Raw genomic sequence first — 20,677 nt, 5'->3', positions numbered from 1 at the left:
TTGATAGATTTCACCTCGCTATAAATTTTTGAAATTTTCTAATAATTTAATTCCTTTTTCGCCCGATTTTTCAGGATGGAACTGTACACCGAATACGTTTTCTTTTTGTACGCTTGATGTGAATTTACAGGTTTTTCCTCTGCTTTCGTATTCTGTGTATGAAATTATGTATTGATCTTCAGTTGTTATGTAATAAGAGTGTACAAAATAGAAGAAACTTCCATTTTCTATTCCTCGAAAAATCAGAGAATCTTTTGAAAATTCAACACTGTTCCAACCTATGTGAGGAACTTTCATGTTTTTAAACTTAACCACTTTTCCAGGTAAATAAGAAAGTCCAGTGCCTTCATCTTCTTCACTGCTTTCAAATAACAGTTGCATCCCTAAACATATACCTAGAAAAGGCTTGTTTTTGTCGATATGTTCCAATATATAATCTTTTAGAGGAATTATATTATTCGAAACTATTCCAAAAGAACCTACCCCGGGTAGTATGATTTTATCTGCGGTTCTTATGTCATTTATTTCATTACTAATAATGCCTCCGACAGCTTTTTGAACGTTTGAAAAGTTACCAACCCCACCATTTAATATGACTATTTTCTGCATATATACCACCTCTATACTTCGTAAACTCTATTTGTACTTTCGTGTTTGTCACTTGGTTCAAGGGCAGTTTTTAAAGCGCTACCCAATGCCTTGAAAGAAGCTTCGATTATATGATGAGCGTTTTCACCATTTATTTGCTTTATATGGATAGTTGATTGTAAATACCTTGATAACCCTAGAACTAATTCTTTGAAGTTCCCTAATTCAAAACCTTTTTCAGCATCTTTGATGTTGATATCTATATTTGTATAGGATCTTGAAATATCAACGGAAACGAGAATAAGGGCGTCGTCCATTGGTAGGATGGAGGTTCCAAACCTTTTTATCTTCTTTCCTTCCACTTCGTTCTTTAAAAATTGGCCGATTGTTATTCCCATATCTTCCCATAAATGGTGATTAAGATCGAACTTTGCCTTGATGATTATATTCTTCTCCATGTAGTAGAATAGGGTTTTCAATAAATGATTTAACACAGGATCTCCGGTATCAATAAATAATTCTTTAGAATAATTTATTTCTATGTCTGTTTCGTCAGTTTTTCTTCTCATTTCCTCACCTCCATAGATTTTTTGTGTTGGTGCATACCTTCGATTTCCGCCATTCTTATACCTAAGTACCTCTCTTTTAACAACTCGTCTTTACTCACTTTTGCAACGGATATTTTTTTTGTAAAATCTGATAGGTTTAATACGGAGGAGAAACGTGCCGCACCACCCGTTGGCAGTACGTGGTTAACTCCCAAGAAATAATCTGCTGCAGGTACAGGTGTGTAATCACCTAAATAAATAGCTCCAGCATTTTGTATGAGTGGTAGTACTGATTCAGGATCTTTTGTCATTATTTCTAAGTGCTCAGGTGCTATTTCGTTGGTTTTAGCTGCACAATCTTCTATACTTTTGAAAAGGTATCTATCTATCCCTTCTCTTTCACAATATTCGTATAATTCTTTTGATATAGTGACCAAGAAAGCTTTAGATTCATAACCATGTTCAAGTTGGGAGAGTAAGTCGTTTAAAATGTATTCTGGTTTAGCTGTCTCATCGGCTATCACACAGATTTCTGATGGTCCTGCCAAGCTGTCTATTCCAACTTCTCCAAACACCTGTCGTTTTGCTTCATTCACATATTGATTTCCGGGACCAAATATTTTATCTACTTTTTTCATACCGATGCCGTATGTCATAGCTGCTATTGCTTGAATTCCACCAATTTTGTAAATTTCTTTTATCCCCAACTTTTTTGCTATATAAATTATGTAAGGGTTTATTACCCCATCTTTTGGAGAGGAAGTGATCAACATTTCTTTTACACCTGCAATCTTGGCTGGAATAGCGACCATCAACAAACTCGAAGGTAGAGGTTTACCACCTGGGACATAAATCCCTATCCTGTTTATTGGTCTATTAATCAGTCCATAAGTTGAGTTGTATTCATTGGAATACAAGATATCTTCTGTTTTTTGTTTTATATGGTAATTCTCCAATCTTTGAATCGTTTTTTCTATAATTTCTTTATCTTGCGCGGGGATTTCTTCGTCGATATCCCATTCTTCAACTTTTAATTCTAAATCACCATCATAATTATCGAACTGTTTTGAATACTTTTTTACTGCAAGCATTCCGTTGTTTTTTATGTCGTTTAATATCTGTGAAACGTAGTTCTGTAATTCCATTATGATTCCCTCCTTCGATTTTTTGCACAGACTTTAGGAACTTTGGGATTTGTTTTAGTGCCCTTTCACCCCGTTTTTATAATTCTTTGCTTTATTTATTAAATCGTTTATAAAATCAAACTTAGTCTTTTGGGTTATCCTGTTTACCAAAAGTACCGCAGAGATATCCATTATCTTGTATGCTTCTTTTAAATTGTTTGCTTTTATCGTGTTTCCCGTATCAACAATATCTACTATTGCATCCGCTATACCGGTTTTTGCTGCCAATTCTACCGCTCCATTTAATTTGAGTATTTTCACTTTTAAACCCTTTTCAGAAAAGAAATTTTTTGTAATTTCAGGGTATTTGGTTGCTATTTTGTAGCCTTCCATCTTTTGAAAAGATATTTCTCTGTTTTCCGGTAAGATGATGCTCATTCTACATTTGCCAAAGGGTAGTTCTAATGGGATATACACTTCATTGTTTCTCTCAAGGACAACGTCACTTCCGCATATCCCAATGTCTACTCCATTTTCTACGTATACAGGTACATCAAAAGCTCTAGGAAAATAGAAGGTATAACCATTTTCATATGATATAAGTTCTCTGTTAGCAGGTTCTTTAACATTAATACCTATCTTTTTTAAAAAGTCTTTGCTGTCTTCCAGTAATCTTCCTGATGGCAATGCTGTTGATATTGTTGTCATCTCATCATCTCTCCTATAATATCCAAATTTAAAGCCATTCCACACGAATATTTGCCGTTTATCTTGTATTGGCCACCGTTGCCTAAAAGGTAACCATTATCTGGTGAATAGATTTCAAATACAACATCTTCATAGTAATTCATGTATTTCATTGTTCCAAGGTCTATGTATATTCTGGGGTCGTTAATGTTTTTAATTATTGTGTTTAATTTTGGAATGTTTGTTTCTTTTCCTCTGTAATTGAAAAGAGTTGCTATGGAGAGGTTTACTTCCTCATCCAATGGAAGGTTTTCAATGATCTCAAAATTTCTCAGCTCAACAGCCCTTAAAATTTTATCTCTGTATTGTGGAACTGCTTTTAAAATTCTCTCCCAACTCCTTATTGAGCTTACGTCTATAAAGAAATTTTTTATATCCAACAGTGATAGAATTTCGATGGTTAAACGCAGAATTTCTTCTTCGATTTTGACTTCTTCTCCATTTAATATTTCAAATCCAAACTGCCAAACACCAGATAAATTTTCATCTAAAACTTCCGATATGTAAAATACTTTTTCTTTTTCTTCTACTTTATCCATGTCGATCAGCCAGGAAGTCACATCAGGTTTCAAAAGGTAAAAATTTCTTCCATCCGCAAATTTTAGCCCCTTTATTAAATTTTCGGAATACTTTGTTATGGAAGGTGGAAACAGTTCATAAAAATCGTGTTCAATTAGTACACTTCTGATTTTGTTAACAATATTTGATAGTTTTTGAGATTCAGCGAAGATGTCTTTTTTCATTTTAAACCCCTTTCTTTTATATTTTAAAAAATAAAAAACCGGTCACGATTTCTCGTGACCGGTTATTACGTTTAGCCTTGTATGCGATGATTTACAAATAACAACATACATGGCATGTGTTAACTCGGTCACGCCATGTATGATGATGAATATTTAAATTAAACAATGTTTTTGAATTGATGTTCGTTTTAAGATTAGACATTATATTTACCCCGTTTATGACAAATTATCAAATTAACTAACAAGATTTTATCATATTTTTGCAACAATGTCAATCAAATAAAATTTTTTCATTAAAAATCAAATGGTGTTCTTAAATAACCGGATATTTAATAGCAATTCTGTTTATTTTATAAACCACTTTATTCGCGTAATAATCATTTCCACCACCATTGTACCAACCTATGGCTTTGTAAGTATCACCGTGAGTTTCCATCAAATACTTCAAATAAGCCGTCCCAACAAGTATGTTATACCTTGGATCTAATAAAAGTCTATCTTCAATCCAATCCAAACTCGTTTCGGTATAATTCAAGCTTGCAAAAAGATCATAATATTTGTTTACAACAAACTGTGCGGTTGATGGTCTGAGTTGCATGTAACCTACTTCTCCATAACTGCCAATAATATTTTTGAAATTTGTTTCGGTATCTATTATTGCCGCTATCATCAAAGGAGATATTTCAAAGATTTTTGAGGCTTCCATAATGGAGGAAACAATTAATTGCAACCTATCTTGCGGCATATCTTTCCCCACTGCTAGCTTGTATTGTGATGAAATAAAATCGAATAAAACGGTTTTAATCGTTATATCTTCTTTGACATCCTCTTGACTGTTAACATTTACATAGGGGTATATAGAGAACGCTGCCAATGAAAACGTTAAGAGTATTATAATAGCTGAATAACGTTTTTTGAGCATTTTTGTATCACCTCTCTGATGAATCCCCACAATCCCTTCAACTTTTTTTCATTAAATAAACACCGTAATGTGAAAGTTCAACATAACCTTGTGTAACTTTATTGTTTCCAATAGACAGTAATTCTTCTCCATTTTCGAGCAAAACGGAGCATTTGGAAGATTTTAGGTTGTAATAAGCTATAAATTCATTTAATTGGCTATAACACCTTAATTTTACCATATTTTGGTCAAAATTCAAAATTTCGATCCGTGCATCATCTATCCACGGATTGGACTTTCTAAATTTAATCAAATTTTTTATGGTATTTAAAATAGAATTTTTTTCGTTTATCTGTTCTTCTACAGATTCGCCAGAGTAAGGAGGGTTAAATTTATACCCTTTCCATTCTGTTTGACCAGGTCCAAAACCATTTTCATACCAATGAAATGGTTCTTGACTGTCTTCGGTAAAATTAACATCAACTGGGATACCTTTCATTCCTGTTTCCTCGCCATAATAGATGAAAGGAATCCCTGGAAGGGTATAAAGAATTGAAAAACCTAACTTTACTTTCCCTACATCCTTTAAGTCAGATAGAATCCTTGTCATATCGTGATTAGTTAAGAAATTACCTGACATAGATAGGACCTTACCATTTGGCAGATACTCTGTCATACATTTTTTCAATGTTTCTACCAGATCCTGAGGGGACTCATTTTTTAAGGTCATCTTTAAATCCTCTGCAAGTGGGAAGTTGAAACCTATATCGAATATTCCTTCGTACTTTCTTACTATTTCCGGTGCATCCCATACCTCACTTATAACTAAGGCATCGTTTTTTATGGATTTTATATAGCTAACCATCTCTTTCCAGAATTCGATATTTTTTTCATGCTGGTAATGGAACCTCATCTTTTCAATGTCAAAATCAAAAATATGTTTTGCGGCATCCAATCTGAAGCCATCAAAACCATTATCTAACCAGAATTTAAAGATTCTTTTTATCTCATCCCATAATTCTTTACTTTCAAAATTAAGGTCAGGTGAGGCGGGACCGAAGATGCCGTAAAAATATCTGTCACCTATCTTTTGCCATATTTTACTTTCGTCCCAATGTCTTTTTTCTTCTAAATCAGCCTTCTCGTTAGCCCAAATGAACCAATTTTTGTAGGGCTCTTCTCCCCTAAGTGCGCGTTGAAACCATTCTGATGTTACTGCAACGTGATTAATAGGAAAATCAAGGATAAATTTGATACCTTTCTTATGCCCCTCTTGTAATGTCTCTCTTAAATCTTTTAGATCTCCATAAACAGGGTTAACCTCGAAAAAATTGGAGACTGTATAACCGTGGAAAGCTGGAGATTTCATAATCGGTAACAACCAGACATAATCTATTCCCAAATCGCAAAGGTAATCCAATTTTTGTTTTAATCCCTGTAAATCTCCTAGGCCGTCACCATTTGAATCATAAAAAGAACGTAAATACAATTCATAAAAAGTCATTTGTTTTCCCCCTTTTCACTTATTTTGTTCAATCGCTTCAATAAATGCTTTAAAGATAGGATGCGGATCTCCAACTTTTGTTTTAAATTCCGGATGGTATTGAATACCAATATAAAAAGGATGAGAACTCAGTTCAATGGCTTCAACGAAATCTGTCATGGCGGAAATAGAAAGTTTATTAGGAGTATTTTTCCCTTTTTCAAACATGTTGTCGAACTCTTTGTAATTGACTTCATAACGGTGTCTATGCCTTTCAAAGACAGAATTTTTTCCTCCATAAATTTCGTGAAGTTTCGTGTTTGGAAGTATTTCAATATTTTGAGCGCCTAGTCTCATGGTACCACCCAAATTCAACATCTTTTTTTGTTCTTCCATCAAATCGATAACAGGATAAGGAGTATTTTCGTCGAATTCTGTAGAATTAGCTTCTTTGTAGCCAAAAACATTTCTAGCATACTCAATGACCATTAGTTGCATACCTAGACAAATCCCTAGAAGAGGAACATTATTTTCACGAGCATATTTTATAGCTTTTATCTTTCCTTCTATTCCTCTTGCTCCAAATCCACCTGGGATAATTATACCTTCATATTTACTTAAAAGTATTTTGATTTCCTCTTCATTCATTTCTTCCAGTTCTTCGGAGTTAATTAAATCAGGCCTTTTAGCGCCGCTTAAAAAAACACTTTCCATTATGCTCTTGTAGGCATCATCGGTACCTAAATACTTGCAAATCATAGCAATTTTTAGGTTTTTAAATGTTTTGGGACATTTCCAACTTAATACCCCTACTTCTTTTGATGTATCCAAATTCAATTTACTGGTAATGAGGGCATGAATATTCTTTTCATAGAGCATTTCTGGGACTTCATAAACGTTGGCTAAATCTGGAAGGTTGACGACATACTCTAAAGGAACGCCTCCAAACAAAGCTACTTTTTCAAGACTGGAAAGATCTATCTCTTTTTCCGTTCTTACCAAAAGCATATCTGGTTGGATTCCTATCCTTCTTAAAAGTTGAACGGATTGCTGAGTTGGCTTAGTTTTAAATTCGTTGGTAACATGTAAATACGGAACAAAAGTTACATGTATAAACATAAAATTTTCTCGACCTTTCTCGAAAGATAGCTCTCTTACAGCCTCTAAAAATATTTCACCTTCAATATCGCCAACAGTACCCCCTATTTCAATGAGCAAGACTTCTGTGTCTATCTCTTCGATCCTTTCCTTTATCCTTTCGGTGACGTGGGGTACCATCTGAACGGTGGCTCCTAAATACTTTCCTTCCCTTTCTTTTTCGATAACATATTTATATACTTGACCTGCTGTCATATTATTGAAACTTTTCATCTCTATCCCTAAAAATCTCTCATAATGGCCCAAATCAAGGTCTGCTTCGTAACCATCTTCTGTCACAAAAACTTCTCCATGTTGATTGGGGTTCATAGTTCCTGCATCTACATTTAGATAAGGATCTATTTTCAATGAATTGACTTTTAACCCCAGTTCTTTTAAAAGCCTTCCTATCGAAGCGGAAACGACTCCTTTTCCTATACCACTGAGTACGCCGCCAGTTACTATAATATATTTTTCAGCCATTATTTTTCACCTCTTTTTTAAGAAAAAATTACCATATTTTAAAAAACAAGGGGGAGCGAAAGCTCCCCTCTTTTTGTGATTAATTCAATCCTCATCGTCAATATTCAATTTTTCAGTTAATAAATTAACCGCATTTTCAACGGTTTTGATTTTTTCTAACTCTTCATCCTCGATTGTTACCCCGAATTCAGACTCAAATGCCATGGTTAAATCCACTAACTCTAAAGAATCCGCGTCTAAATCATCGGTAAATGAGGCATCCAATGTAACTTCATCCTCGTCGACACTCAATGTATCTACGATTATTTCTTTTACTTTTTCGAACAACTCATCTTTTGTCATATTTGTTTACCTCCTTAGCCATAATTTATCATTTTCCGAACGTTGGTCATTGATAAAATTCGTGTCAATTATAATGAGTTATTTTGGTTTTGTCAAGTTTATTATTTTCATAAAAGTAAAATATTTATGAAATTTCTCTTTTTTGTGACCTAAAGATTCTTTTTCAAGGATATTTACCAAGATTTTGTGCGTTTTTCAAAGAAAATGGTGTTGATATGGTATAATTATATATATAATTACAAGTCAAGTAAAGAGGAGATTGCATTGAAATATGAAAATGAGAGAAAGTATAGAATTCCCGATAAATATATATTTAAAAAATTAGTCTCACTTGCCTTTGATGAATGGCTCATACTTCAATGGTACGATAAAAAAGGATTGAGAACGAGGTTAGAAATTAAAAAGGGCGAAAAAGTGTGGACTACAAATCTTAAAAAGGAGATAAAAAAGGGGCTTAGAGAAGAGGAAGAAGACTTTCTAAACGAAAAAGAAATCGACTTTGATAATTTAAAAAGTCAAAGGATGGTAATGAAAAAAAGGTATCTTTTAAATAAAGACCCGGAAATAGTGGTCGACGAGTTGTTGAATCCCGATAATTGTATAATGTATAAAAAAGAATTTTCGGAGATAATGTATCTTCTGGAAATAGAAGAAAAGGAAAAAAAGGTTGATTTAACGGAGTTTTTGATGGATTTTTTAGGCGACGTTTTCTGGAAATTAGAAGATTTAACTTATTTAGATGGATACAACAATTCTGACTTTGCAGGGGAACATCAATGCGATTTAAATAAAATGATTGGGATGTGAAAAATCAAAATGGGGAAATTAATTCTAGTTGGCACGCCCATTGGTAATTTTGAAGATATTACATTAAGAGCCTTAAAAACCTTGAAAGAAGCTGACTTGATACTCACCGAGGACAAGAGGGTTGCCTTGAAATTGATAAACCATTTTGAACTTGGGAAAAAGGAGTTATTCACTTTCAACGAGGCAAACTCAGAAAAGATTATGGACACAGTTCTATCTTTGATCGAAAGTCATAATATAACAGCCTTAGTGTCAGATGCGGGGATGCCTGTTTTAGCTGACCCTGGTTTTAACTTGGTAAAAAGATGTTGGGAAAAAGGGATTCCAATAGATGTGGTGCCAGGACCTTCTGCCTTAACTTCTGCTTTAGCTGTGAGTGGATTCCCTGCTTCGAAGTTTTTGTTCTTAGGTTTTTTACCTCGGGATAAAAAATTGAGAAGACTTTTGAGAGAGATAAAAGAGTTCGAATATCCAATTGTTTTTTTTGAATCTCCAAATAGAATAAAAAAAACTTTACAAGAGATTTTGGAAAATTTTGGAGATATAGATGTACTCGTTGCCCGAGAAATGACGAAGCTTTATCAAGAATTTTTTAAAGGGAAGATTTCTGAAGGGATAAAATTTTTCGGATCCAAAGATCAAGTGAAAGGAGAGCTCACCGTTGTTATTTCCCCAACAAGAAGAATTCAAGTTTGAAAGTATACAAGAGTTGATAGAATATTTGAACAGTATCTTCAGCAGTTCTCCTCTTTACAGACAAGAGATCGAGGTTATTGGTGATGTTACTCATGCAAAGTACAGTAAAAGAGGGGACCTCTACGTTGAACTTTCTCAAAGAGTGAGAAGTTCAAATTATTCAATAACTATTATTTTCAGCCAATCTGCTGTTCCATATGTTTTTAAACATTGCAGAATTGACAGCGAAAAAGAGCTCCTCAATAAAAGGTGGAAGTTTCAGGGCATTGTTAACTTTTGGAAAAGAGAAGCTAAGTATGTAGTATCAGGTTCATCAATAATACCTTTAGGTGCTTCTGAAATAGAAAAGAAAAAGAAAGAAATATTGAAAAAGCTCGAAAAGAGCAATTTGCTAAGGAAAGTGGAACATGAACTAGTAGAACTAGATCCAATAAAAAAGATAGCCGTTATTAGTTCACCAACCGCTGCAGGTTTTGGGGATTTTCAAAAAAACATTAATCATTCTAGGTTCATTCCTATTGTACATTTATATCCTGCTCCTATGCAGGGAGCAGAAACGGTACCTGGGATCAAAAAAGCTCTGTTCGCTATTTTAAAATCGGGTATTGATTATAATGTAGTTGTGATAATCAGAGGGGGCGGTTCAAAAAGCGACCTGATGTATTTTGATGATTTTGAACTTGGTTCCCTTATAGCAAAGTTTAGCCGAAAGATCCCTGTTCTTACAGGAATAGGTCACGAGCAAGATTCTACTATCCCTGATTTTGTTAGTTGGAAAAACTATTCAACACCAACGGAAGTATCGAGAGATATAGTCAATCAAATTAACTATTTCACAGATACTCTAGAAACTCTAGAAAAAAATATAACCTATTCTTTTACCAATATTTATTCCCAGATGGAGAACTTACTTTCTTTCAATACAATTAACAATATTAAATATTACCTCGGTAGAGAATTAATAAATTTGTTCAGAACTTTGGACGAGGATCAACTTAGCATTAATAGAAAGATCAACCAAATGATTGAAAGTAGTGAAAAATCAATCTCTCTAAACAAATTAGTCTCTATTCAAAGGTTTATAGAATATAGCATCAAAACTTACAATCAGAATATAATAAGTACAACGAATGAAATTATTTCTGAGTTGAAAAGTAAGTTCGAAATATCAGAAAGGATTTTATTTAGTACTTTTCAAGAACTTACTAAGTCGAGTCCTTTTGCTGCTTTTTTAAATAACGGAGTTTTGGTAAAAAAAGGTGAAGAGATCATTGATAGTGTTGAAAAATTACAAAGAAAAGATGAGGTTAAATTAATATTTAAAGATGGGGAAGCGGATTCGAGCATCGAAAAGATTCAAAAATGGTGATAACTTTAGATGGGCGGGCTGCGGGGGGAAGGGGCGCTAAACATGGTTAAAGTTTCTAAAAGCAAGAAGAAATTCAATGAAAGAGGTGAATAAAGAAGGATGGAAGAAATAATTAAACTCAGTGAAGAAGAAATTAAAAACTTAAGTTTCAAAGAACAATTAGAACTCTTGGAACGTATCAACGATTACTTTCAAAATGAAAAACAAGACGAATTGGACGTTGAAAATGCCCTTGAAATTTACAAAAAAGCGTTAGATATACTTACCTACGCAAGAGAAAAATTAGTCAATTTAAAGGAGGAAAAAGCACAAATTGATGAAAAATACGAAAAAATAAAGAGTCAATTAAGCGAGTCGGCTGGTATCGATTAATGTTAATTTAATCAAAAAATAATATTTATTGTGTATAATAATAGCAGTAAAGAACATTTAAAAGAGGACGATGGATAATAATGTTTATAGCGGTTGGAAAAGGTGTTTTTGTGCCTACAGAGAGAATTCATTCTGTAGTTCCAGACTCCTTTGTTCAGTTTGGTAAAATAAAAAAGATCTATCAAGGAATAGATGTAGTTACTCAATTTGGAGATGAAAACGAGTTAGAAAATTTGCCACCTCCATTAAGTGCTTCAGTCAGTTTGATTGACGCTTCATATGGCAAAGCGGTCAAATCAATTATTTATATGGATAGTGGTCAAATAGTGTTATCTACACTCGAAGCCAAAAAAATTATAGAAAAGATCAAGAAAGGAAGGCGATAAATTATGGCAATACCTATGCCGGTAGTTATAGAAACTGAAGGAAGATACGAAAGGGCTTATGATATCTATTCTAGATTGTTGAAAGATAGAATAGTTTTTTTAGGAACACCGATAAACGATGATGTAGCTAATCTAATAGTTGCCCAGTTACTCTTTTTAGAATCTCAAGATCCAGACAAAGATATTTTTTTATACATAAACTCTCCTGGAGGTTCTGTAACCGCAGGATTAGGCATATACGATACAATGCAGTATGTTAAACCGGATATTTCAACTATATGTATAGGTCAGGCTGCTTCTATGGGAGCTGTTTTGTTGGCCGCTGGGACAAAAGGTAAAAGGTATTCTTTACCTTATTCAAGAATAATGATACATCAACCATGGGGTGGCGCCGAAGGAACAGCGATGGATATACAAATCCACGCTAGAGAAATTTTAAGATTAAAAGATGACCTAAACAACATACTTAGTAAACATACTGGACAATCTTTAGAAAAAATAGAAAAAGATACCGAGAGAGACTTTTTTATGAACGCGCAAGAAGCTTTAAACTATGGTCTTATAGATAAAGTAATAACAACGAAGAGTGAAGCCACTAAAGAAAACAACAAAAAATAATGAAACAATGACTGAATAACATCAACCAAATTTTATCAATATTTCAAATCAAAAGAGGGCGCCAGAAACAATGCGTCCTTCTTTTGATTAAAAAAGCTTCTATATTAGCAATAAACCAATTTGAAAAACAAGATTTAGATTTTAAAAAAGTAACAAGGCCTCAAAGAATATGAGGAGGGTCAATTATGAGTGATTTAACTCCGATGATAAAGCAATATCTAAAGATAAAGGAAGAATATAAAGATTCTATTTTACTTTTTAGACTCGGAGATTTTTATGAAACCTTTTTTGAAGATGCTAAAAAAGTCAGTGAAATATTGCAAATTGTCTTAACGAAAAGAAATGGTCATCCTATGGCAGGAATTCCATACCATGCCTTGAACAACTATTTAAAAAGGCTTTTAGATGCTGGGTATAAAGTAGCTATATGTGAACAAATGGAGGATCCTCAAAGCTCAAAAGGTATAGTTGATAGAAAAGTAACTAGAATACTGACACCTGGTACCATCATAGATGAAGGTATGTTGGAAGAAAGTAACAGATTTACCGCCTTGATCACCAACCATGGGAATTTGTATAAAATAGCTATTTTTGATTTTTCAACCGGTGACTTCTATTTAGACACATTTGATTTCAAAGAGGATGAACTATTAGACTTTATCTCTTCATTTGGGTTGGTACAGATTTTGCTATCTAAAGAACTTGAACCATTATCAAAAAAGATAAAAAACTCAACCAATGAGATTTATGTAGAAATATTGGACGAATGGTATTTTTCAAACAATTTTAAAGACCATTTGAAAGAAACGTACGACGTTTTAAGTTTTGATCATTTGGATTACGATGATGGAGAATTAAAAGTAGCTGATGCTGTTTTAAAGTACTTAGAAGTCACACAATTTTCAAAGATTAAACACATGAAACTTCCGAAACGATTTAAGACGAAAAACTACATGTTTTTAGATTCCAACACTATAGAAAATCTTGGAATTCTTCCTACAAATTCAAACAAAGGGAAAACTCTTTACGATATTCTAAAATTCACAAAAACCAGTATGGGGAATAGAAAATTAAGAGAGTTCATCCTTACTCCTCTCACCGATAAAGAAAATATAGAAGAAAGGTTAAACAAAGTCGAACATTTAGTTGAAGATCCTCTTTTATTAGAAGAACTAAAAGAATATTTGTCATCTGTAAAAGATCTCGAAAGGATCTCTTCCAGGATTTCTTTGATGAAGGCAACCCCAAAAGACCTTATAGCCTTAAAGGATTCTTTGGAAGTTATTCCCTATATAATCGAATCTTTAACTTCAAATCCAGGATTGTCTGATTTTTTTGATGGTATAGATTTACTTAAAGAAGTTAAAAATTTTATCGAAAATACCATTATCGAAGAACCATCTCTTGCTCCTGGTAGCGGAAAAGTAATTAAAGAAGGTGTTTCAGAAGAGTTAGATGAATACAGAAACATATTTAATAACTTAGATAACGTTTTGAAAGGTATTGAAAAGAGGGAGAAAGAAAAAACTAAGATTAGCAGTTTGAAAGTTGGAAGGAATAAGATCTATGGTTTCTATATAGAAGTTTCAAAAGCGCAATCCTCTAAAGTTCCCGATAATTACGTAAGGAAACAAACGTTAGTTAATACGGAAAGGTACACAATAAAAGAATTAGAAGAAGTTGAACAGCGCTTAGCTTTATCAGAAGAAAAAATAAAGGTTATTGAAAAAGATATTTACGATAAGGTATTAACACATCTAAGTCAATATGTAGATAAAATAGAAAAACTTTCCAATAAGATCGCTGAATTGGATGTTTTTAGGTCTTTCGCAGAGGTTAGTAGAGTTTACAATTACAAAAGACCAACTTTTGTGCAAAACTCCAAAGAAATAAAGATAATCAACGCAAGACATCCGGTGGTGGAAAGATTTGTTGATGAGTTTACTCCTAACGACTTAAATTTAAGCGAAGACAAATTTTATATAATCTTGACAGGCCCTAATATGAGTGGGAAATCGACTTTTATAAGGCAAATAGGGCTTATAAGTGTGATGGCACAAATTGGTTGCTTTGTTTCAGCTGAAAAGGCTGAAATCCCTATTTATGATGGTATATTTACAAGAATTGGTGCAAGGGATGACATAGTTAGCGGAAAATCGACTTTTTTAGTTGAGATGCTAGAGGTTTCAACTATATTGAATAAAGCAACGGATAACAGTCTTGTGCTCCTTGATGAAGTTGGGAGAGGGACGAGTACGTTAGATGGGATTTCTGTTGCATGGGCAATCTCAGAATATTTATTTCAAGTTAAAAGATGCAATACAATCTTTGCTACCCATTATACCGAGTTAACTTATATGTCGCATATATACGAAGAAGTTGCTGCAAAAAGAATAAAAGTTGTAGAAACTATGGATGGGGTTATATTTTTACACAAAATTGAAGATGGCACCAGTGACAACAGTTACGGTATAGAGATAGCAAGATTGGCAGGATTTCCCCTAGAAATAATTGAAAGATCAAAAGAAATACTAACTCAATTGTCAAATAGAGTTGACCTGGAAAGCAGATTGAAGAGAATTAAAAATATTAATAAGAAAAAATATGAATCACATGAAAATCAGTTAAAAATGTTTTAATTTATGATATAATTAAAAAATAGGTAAAATATTAATCCTAAGGAGGGAAAAACAATGCCTTTGAACGAGGAAAATGATTTTGGAGAAATAAGTATTTCAGAAAATGTATTAAAAGATTTAGTTTTCAAAAGTGTAGAGGGTTATCTTAAAGACCAAAAGGTCTATAACGAGAAAATTCAAAAAGAATTGCAAAAGAGTATAAAGATTACAATTAATGACGATTCCAGTGTTAGTATTTCTTTAAAGGTACCTGCTAAATACGGGCAAAACATTGTTGAATTTTCTAAAAATATTCAAAAAGCGATTAAAGACGATCTTGAAAGAATCGCGGAGGTTTATGTATCGAATATTGACGTATCCATCGAAAATCTTGTAAAACCCGAAGAGTTGGAAGAAGAATACGAAGAAATAGAAGAAGAAACCTTAGAAAATGAAGAATCCCCTGAAAGTGAAGAAAAGGAGGATGAAGAACAAAAGGACAAGAATGAATGAAAACATACCGAAAAAAAGGATGATGAGAAAGTTAATTTTTGAAAGTCTTTTCCAACTATCAATAAAGGATGTTAAGTTAGACAACATATTATTCACTTTTGAAAAATTAAACGAAAAGGCACATTTAGAAGAAAGTTATTATTTGGAAGCTAAACAATACATTGAAGATATTTATAAAAATAAAAATGAGTATGATGCGTTGATCAACAAATACTCTGAAGGTTGGCCTGTAGAAAGGATAGGAAACATCGAAAAAACCGTGATGAGGATCTTTATCTATGAGCTAATAAACAAAAAAGATATACCCGTTAAAGTAATATTAAATGAATCAACGGAGTTAACCAAAACTTATGCGACACAAAAAGCCGCTGCTTTTGTTAATGGTATTATGGATAAGATCGCACGTTCGCAGGCATCGATTATGTAGAGCCACAAAATCGAAAGGGGGGAAGTATAGATTTTAAATAAATAAAATCTATACGAAATGTATGGCGCCACAAAATACTCCTCTGTATAAAGCACTTAAGAACATGAGTTACAAAGAATTAGAAGAAATAGCCCAAGAGATTCGAAAGTATATTTTCAACGTTGTATACAACAACAATGGTCATCTTGCTTCGAATTTGGGTGTTGTGGAATTAACTATTGCATTGTACAGGATATTTGACCCCATAGAAGACGTTATTATTTGGGATACTAGTCATCAATCTTACGTACATAAACTTTTGACGGGTCGTTGGAAAGATTTCAAAACCATACGTGAAAAAGATGGCATAAGTGGGTACACAAATATCTATGAATCACTAGCGGATAGATTCGGTGCTGGGCATGCAGGGACTTCCATAGCAGCTTCTTTGGGTTATGCACTATCTGATAAAATAAAAAATAGGAAAAGAAATATAGTTGCTGTTATTGGAGATGGAGCCTTAGGTTGTGGGATGGCTCTTGAATCGTTAAATCAGTTGAACTATCAAGATGCAAAAGTTAAAATAGTTCTAAACGATAACAACATGGCTATTTCCAGAAATGTAGGAACGATTTCCCAATTGTTGAATAATTTTAGAATAAAAAAAGAATATACCCAAGCAAAAGAAATTTTAAAGAGTTCTTTAGAAGACTCTTCCTTGGGTAAGGACGTAGAATCAGTTTTAAAGAAAGTCAGAAACGCTTTAAAATTCTCTATTTACGATACTCCAGCATCACTATTTGAAGAGTTGGGAATCAAGTATTATGGACCCGTCGATGGACATGATATCAAAAAAATGGAAGAGTTCTTGGAATTCATTAAAGCTTATGATGAGAAATCTGTAATACTGCATGTTGTTACCACCAAAGGTAAAGGTTTCGAAGAAACTGAGAAATCTCCCACCAAATATCATGGCGTATCCAAAAAAGAACCGAACAAAGTCTCTTACAGTAAAATTGTTGGACATACGTTATCTCATTTAAAAGATTATGAATTTTTAGCTTTCACGGGAGCCATGGCAGATGGAACTGGGTTAAATGTACTTCAAGAAATATGTCCGGACAAAGTCATTGATATGGGTATCACCGAACCAAGTATAGTCACTACGGCGTCCGCTCTGTCTTTAGGAGGAGTTTTGCCCGTTGTAGATATTTACTCGACTTTCATGCAAAGAGCATTTGACTCACTTATTCATGATGTAGCCTTACAAGAGATCCCAGTTCTATTTTTGTTAGATAGGGCTGGTTTGGTTGGAGAAGATGGCCCAACTCATCATGGGGTTTTTGATATAGCATATACTAGGTTAATTCCAAATGTTGAAATCTGGACGCCGTTGAACGCCCAAGATTTAGCTAATATGATTTATACTTCTGTGATAAAAGGTTTGAAAAAACCTAGATTTATTAGATTTCCAAGAGACGGGGAAACGATAGAAATACAAAATATAATCGACAATCTTCAAATAGTAGATGGAGAATGGAAGTATCTAAAAATGGCTGATTCTGGAATTTACGCTCTTGCCGTTGGAACTATCTCTCAAAACGTTTATGAAGCGCTCAAAGATTATAACGTTAATATAATTGGGGTACGAAGCGTCAAACCTTTAAATGAATATTTTCTGGAAATACTAGAACAAAGGGCTGAATATATTTTTATTTATGAAGAAGGTAGTTTGAAAGGTGGTTTCAACGAAGAGATATTCAAACTGAGAAATAAGAAAATTTACTCATTTGGTGTGAAAGACGAGTTTGTTTCTCATGCCACAAGAGAAGAACAATTAGAAGAATGCGATCTTTCTATAAAAGCGATAAAGGAAAACTTTGAAAAAATTATCGGTGGCGTTAAAGCACAATCATCTAAAAAAAGGGAGATTAAAAAATGATAAAAAATAAACTTTTTTTAGTACTTTCCATATTCTTTTTCATAACTAGTATCACATATGCTTTTGAGTTATTATTGACCCCTTCCTATTCCTACACTCTTAATTCAACAGGCGATACAAACACTCAACAGAGTTTAGATTACACTGGGGGAAGGATTTCTTTTTTAATTCCAACAGAAGATAGTGAAGAAATCTCCTATGGCCCCTATCTGGGATTTTTCTACAATTACAATTTATTAGAAAATTTACAAAATCTAGAAGATGTAGGAATCTCCTTAGGTTTGAATATGAAATATACAACCAATATAATTGGCAACTTAAATTTTTTGGTAACCGCCTTCGGAGGCGTTCACACAGAAGATTATTTTAAAACCTTTAAAACAGAAATACTTATAAATGGAGGAGTTAGCTACAACAATTTATCTCTGGCTGTTGGTTACGAGACCCGGTATTACGAAGAGGAAAGCCTAACCGTTAATTATCTACCAATCTCGTTGGGAGTGAGTTTTAAATTTTAGAAAAAACCTACAAGGATTTGGAAATCGAAAAAATATTAAATTTAATTTCAACCTATACTCATACCGATTATGGGAAAGCGTATTTTTTTAAAAATGTAAAAATGTACAAAGATCTAACAGAATTAGACCGAGAAGTGAACATTTCTCGAGTTTTTTTTGATATGGCGATTAAAGGTACATTAAAAGATTTGTATGGTTTAAGTTATATCCCTTCGATAATGGAAAAGATAAGCAACAAGGAAAGTGTTGAAGGGAGAGAATTCAGAAAGATTGGAGAGTTTTTGGAGGAAGGTTATGCCATCCACAAATATTACAGCGGTATAAACGATCTACTCACTGATAAGTTATCAGATTACAAACCTCTACTTGAGTTAAAAGATCATATCTTTAAAGTTTTTACTCCTGAAGGAGAAATTAAAGATAACGCCTCAATCGAATTAAAAAGAATAAGAAACGGCATAGACACGGTAAAACGTCAATTAAATATAGAATTCAACAAGATAAAAAGTAAGTATATTAAATACCTTTCTTTAGACCAACCTGTAGAAAGAAACGGAAGGTTATGCATAGCGTTAAAGAGTGAAAATAGAAATGTCATAAAGGGTATTACCGTAGGAAGATCCGATTCCGGTGCTACTTTGTTCGTAGAACCAGATACCATTATAGAACTAAATGAAAAGCTTACAGATTTATTCTCACAAGAGAAGAACGAAATCAATAGGATACTTTCAAATTTGACCTTTGAACTTCAAAAAAACAAATTTAAAATAGAAAAAAATATAGAAATAATAGAATATATAGACGGCAATATAGCGAAAGCAAGATACGCCAAAGATATGAATGCAGTATTCACTCAACCCCATACTACTAAAAAGATTCTTCTCAAAGAACTAAAACACCCTTTAATACCAAAAGAAAAAATAGTCCCCATAGATGTAGAACTGGATAGAAACGGGATGATAATAACGGGCCCCAACACAGGGGGTAAAACGGTTTCTTTGAAATCAATTGGATTAGCCTTTTTTATGGCTCATTCTGGTTTACCAGTCTTAGCTTTAAAGGCTGAAGTACCTTTTATAGAAGAAATATACACGGATATAGGTGACCAACAAGATATATCTCAAAATCTAAGCACTTTTTCTGCCCATTTGTTGAACTTAAAAAACATACTTGAAAACGTTAATGAAAAATCTCTTGTATTGATAGATGAATTAGGAACAGGGACCGATCCCATTGAAGGAGCCGCCTTAAGCAAAGCTATTTTGAAATATCTGCTAATGAAAGGGTCAATAATATTTGCTACTTCACATCTGTCTGAGATTAAAACATTCTCTTTGGAAGAAGAAAAACTACTCGCCGCTTCTATGTCTTTTGATATTGAAACACTTAAACCTACATACAAACTAATGGTAGGCGTACCTGGAGCATCCCATGCCATTGAAATAGCAGAAAGATTGGGGATTGACCCTCAGATAGTAGAAGAAAGTAAAATAAATCTCAATGAAGAATTTTCACAAAGTGAAAAAATACTCAGTAGATTAACTTCTATTCACAATGAATACGAAGAAAGTTTAGAAAGGATCAAAAAGAAAGAAAAAGAGATCGATAAAATGAAAAAAGAGTACGAAGAAAAACTACAAAAACTAAAGAAAAAAGAGATAGAAAGTCTCGAACCCGAGTTGTACCAACTTAAAGAACAGATAAAAAATATGAGAAACCAGATTCAAACCATATTAAAAGAGATCAAGCAAAAAAAAGATCAAATCGATTCACAAGAAATCAGCAAAAAACTAAAAGAATCTGAAAATATGGCTTCACAACTTGAAGAGATGAGAAAAACGTTATCTCAAAATCAAAAAGGGCGAAAAATTGAAAAGTCTAAGATAAAAGTTGGGATGAAAGTAAAAACTTCCAATAATATTGAAGGAACGGTAAAAAGAGTAACAAACTCGAAGATAACCGTTCAGATTGATGGTTCTCCGATAGAGATAACTTATAATCCAACGGAAATTGAGCCTGTAATTAACACAGATAAAGAAAAAAACGAAGAAAAAAGAATTTACGTTAAAATAGATCAAAAGAAAAGTGTAAAATCCGAATTAGATATTAGGGGTTATTCAGTAAATGAAGCTATACCCGAAATAGAAAAATTTATTTCGGATTTAATAAGTTCTGGGATAAAAGAAGGAAGAATAATACACGGAAAAGGAACAGGGAAACTAGCTATGGGAATTTGGGATTATTTAAGAAAATCATCTCTAATTAAAGATTTCAAAATCGCTCGAAGTGAAGAAGGAGGAACAGGGGCGACAGTAATAGAAGTTTAAATAATGGGG

General features: G+C 33.3%; 21 protein-coding genes. 12 read left to right on the top strand and 9 right to left on the bottom strand.

The features are described 5' to 3' along the window. Positions 1–18: 18 nt before the first annotated feature. The 9 genes from hisH to acpP form a co-directional block, all read right to left on the bottom strand. Positions 19–609, bottom strand: coding sequence for an imidazole glycerol phosphate synthase subunit HisH (gene hisH / locus X927_RS08125; RefSeq protein WP_103077582.1), 591 nt, complete (start codon positions 607–609; stop codon positions 19–21). 11 nt (positions 610–620) lie between these two features. After that, positions 621–1,157 carry an imidazoleglycerol-phosphate dehydratase HisB gene (hisB, locus tag X927_RS08120; protein ID WP_103077581.1) on the bottom strand — a complete coding sequence of 179 codons (537 nt, stop codon included), beginning with the start codon at positions 1,155–1,157 and terminating at the stop codon, positions 621–623. Further along, entirely contained in the window at positions 1,154–2,281 is a 1,128-nt protein-coding gene (gene hisD, locus X927_RS08115) for a histidinol dehydrogenase (protein WP_103077580.1), read from the bottom strand. Before hisD ends, hisB begins: the two co-directional genes overlap by 4 nt. Positions 2,282–2,335: 54 nt before the next feature. Beyond that, positions 2,336–2,959, bottom strand: coding sequence for an ATP phosphoribosyltransferase (gene hisG / locus X927_RS08110; RefSeq protein ID WP_425440369.1), 624 nt, complete (start codon positions 2,957–2,959; stop codon positions 2,336–2,338). 5 nt (positions 2,960–2,964) lie between these two features. After that, positions 2,965–3,750 carry an ATP phosphoribosyltransferase regulatory subunit gene (locus X927_RS08105; RefSeq protein ID WP_103077578.1) on the bottom strand — a complete coding sequence of 262 codons (786 nt, stop codon included), beginning with the start codon at positions 3,748–3,750 and terminating at the stop codon, positions 2,965–2,967. A 313-nt stretch (positions 3,751–4,063) separates the two neighbouring features. Continuing rightward, positions 4,064–4,672 (bottom strand): transglycosylase SLT domain-containing protein, encoded by a 609-nt coding sequence (locus tag X927_RS08100; protein ID WP_103077577.1) that lies wholly within the window; start codon positions 4,670–4,672, stop codon positions 4,064–4,066. Between the two features lie 37 nt (positions 4,673–4,709). Further along, on the bottom strand, positions 4,710–6,155 hold the full coding sequence (locus X927_RS08095; protein WP_103077576.1) for an alpha-amylase family glycosyl hydrolase: 1,446 nt from the start codon (positions 6,153–6,155) through the stop codon (positions 4,710–4,712). Between the two features lie 15 nt (positions 6,156–6,170). Beyond that, positions 6,171–7,754, bottom strand: a complete 1,584-nt coding sequence (locus tag X927_RS08090; RefSeq protein WP_103077575.1) for a CTP synthase — start codon at positions 7,752–7,754, stop codon at positions 6,171–6,173. 84 nt (positions 7,755–7,838) lie between these two features. Continuing rightward, on the bottom strand, positions 7,839–8,096 hold the full coding sequence (gene acpP, locus X927_RS08085; protein WP_103077574.1) for an acyl carrier protein: 258 nt from the start codon (positions 8,094–8,096) through the stop codon (positions 7,839–7,841). A gap of 264 nt (positions 8,097–8,360) precedes the next feature. Here acpP and X927_RS08080 point away from each other — a divergent pair, with 264 nt between their 5' ends. The 12 genes from X927_RS08080 (at position 8,361) to X927_RS08025 (ending at position 20,668) form a co-directional block, all read left to right on the top strand. Beyond that, positions 8,361–8,903: a hypothetical protein gene (locus tag X927_RS08080; protein ID WP_103077573.1), complete on the top strand. Its 543-nt coding sequence runs from the start codon at positions 8,361–8,363 to the stop codon at positions 8,901–8,903. A gap of 9 nt (positions 8,904–8,912) precedes the next feature. Further along, positions 8,913–9,599, top strand: coding sequence for a 16S rRNA (cytidine(1402)-2'-O)-methyltransferase (gene rsmI, locus X927_RS08075; protein ID WP_103077572.1), 687 nt, complete (start codon positions 8,913–8,915; stop codon positions 9,597–9,599). Beyond that, positions 9,565–10,968 carry an exodeoxyribonuclease VII large subunit gene (gene xseA / locus X927_RS08070; RefSeq protein ID WP_103077571.1) on the top strand — a complete coding sequence of 468 codons (1,404 nt, stop codon included), beginning with the start codon at positions 9,565–9,567 and terminating at the stop codon, positions 10,966–10,968. The genes rsmI and xseA overlap by 35 nt, the downstream gene beginning before the upstream one ends. A gap of 99 nt (positions 10,969–11,067) precedes the next feature. Next, positions 11,068–11,340 (top strand): hypothetical protein, encoded by a 273-nt coding sequence (locus X927_RS08065; protein ID WP_103077570.1) that lies wholly within the window; start codon positions 11,068–11,070, stop codon positions 11,338–11,340. Between the two features lie 80 nt (positions 11,341–11,420). Next, on the top strand, positions 11,421–11,726 hold the full coding sequence (locus X927_RS08060; protein ID WP_103077569.1) for an extracellular matrix/biofilm biosynthesis regulator RemA family protein: 306 nt from the start codon (positions 11,421–11,423) through the stop codon (positions 11,724–11,726). Positions 11,727–11,729: 3 nt separating this feature from the next. Further along, positions 11,730–12,344, top strand: a complete 615-nt coding sequence (gene clpP / locus X927_RS08055) for an ATP-dependent Clp endopeptidase proteolytic subunit ClpP (RefSeq protein ID WP_103077568.1) — start codon at positions 11,730–11,732, stop codon at positions 12,342–12,344. 185 nt (positions 12,345–12,529) lie between these two features. Then, positions 12,530–14,983 (top strand): DNA mismatch repair protein MutS, encoded by a 2,454-nt coding sequence (mutS, locus tag X927_RS08050; protein ID WP_103077567.1) that lies wholly within the window; start codon positions 12,530–12,532, stop codon positions 14,981–14,983. 54 nt (positions 14,984–15,037) lie between these two features. Next, positions 15,038–15,475, top strand: a complete 438-nt coding sequence (locus tag X927_RS08045; protein ID WP_103077566.1) for an Asp23/Gls24 family envelope stress response protein — start codon at positions 15,038–15,040, stop codon at positions 15,473–15,475. Then, positions 15,447–15,902 carry a transcription antitermination factor NusB gene (nusB, locus tag X927_RS08040; RefSeq protein ID WP_169925207.1) on the top strand — a complete coding sequence of 152 codons (456 nt, stop codon included), beginning with the start codon at positions 15,447–15,449 and terminating at the stop codon, positions 15,900–15,902. Before X927_RS08045 ends, nusB begins: the two co-directional genes overlap by 29 nt. Positions 15,903–15,963: 61 nt before the next feature. Continuing rightward, a complete protein-coding gene (gene dxs, locus X927_RS08035) occupies positions 15,964–17,823 on the top strand; it encodes a 1-deoxy-D-xylulose-5-phosphate synthase (RefSeq protein ID WP_103077564.1) in 1,860 nt (619 codons plus the stop codon). Next, the gene (locus X927_RS08030) at positions 17,820–18,341 is read left to right on the top strand and encodes a hypothetical protein (RefSeq protein ID WP_103077563.1); all 522 of its coding nucleotides are present in this window, start codon (positions 17,820–17,822) and stop codon (positions 18,339–18,341) included. Before dxs ends, X927_RS08030 begins: the two co-directional genes overlap by 4 nt. Then, positions 18,335–20,668 carry an endonuclease MutS2 gene (locus tag X927_RS08025; protein ID WP_103077562.1) on the top strand — a complete coding sequence of 778 codons (2,334 nt, stop codon included), beginning with the start codon at positions 18,335–18,337 and terminating at the stop codon, positions 20,666–20,668. Before X927_RS08030 ends, X927_RS08025 begins: the two co-directional genes overlap by 7 nt. The last annotated feature ends 9 nt before the right edge of the window (positions 20,669–20,677 follow it).

Source organism: Petrotoga mexicana DSM 14811, assembly GCF_002895565.1.
GTDB lineage: Bacteria > Thermotogota > Thermotogae > Petrotogales > Petrotogaceae > Petrotoga > Petrotoga mexicana.
The sequence above is the reverse complement of the archived record's forward strand: the minus strand, read 5'-3'. Positions and strand labels throughout refer to the sequence as shown.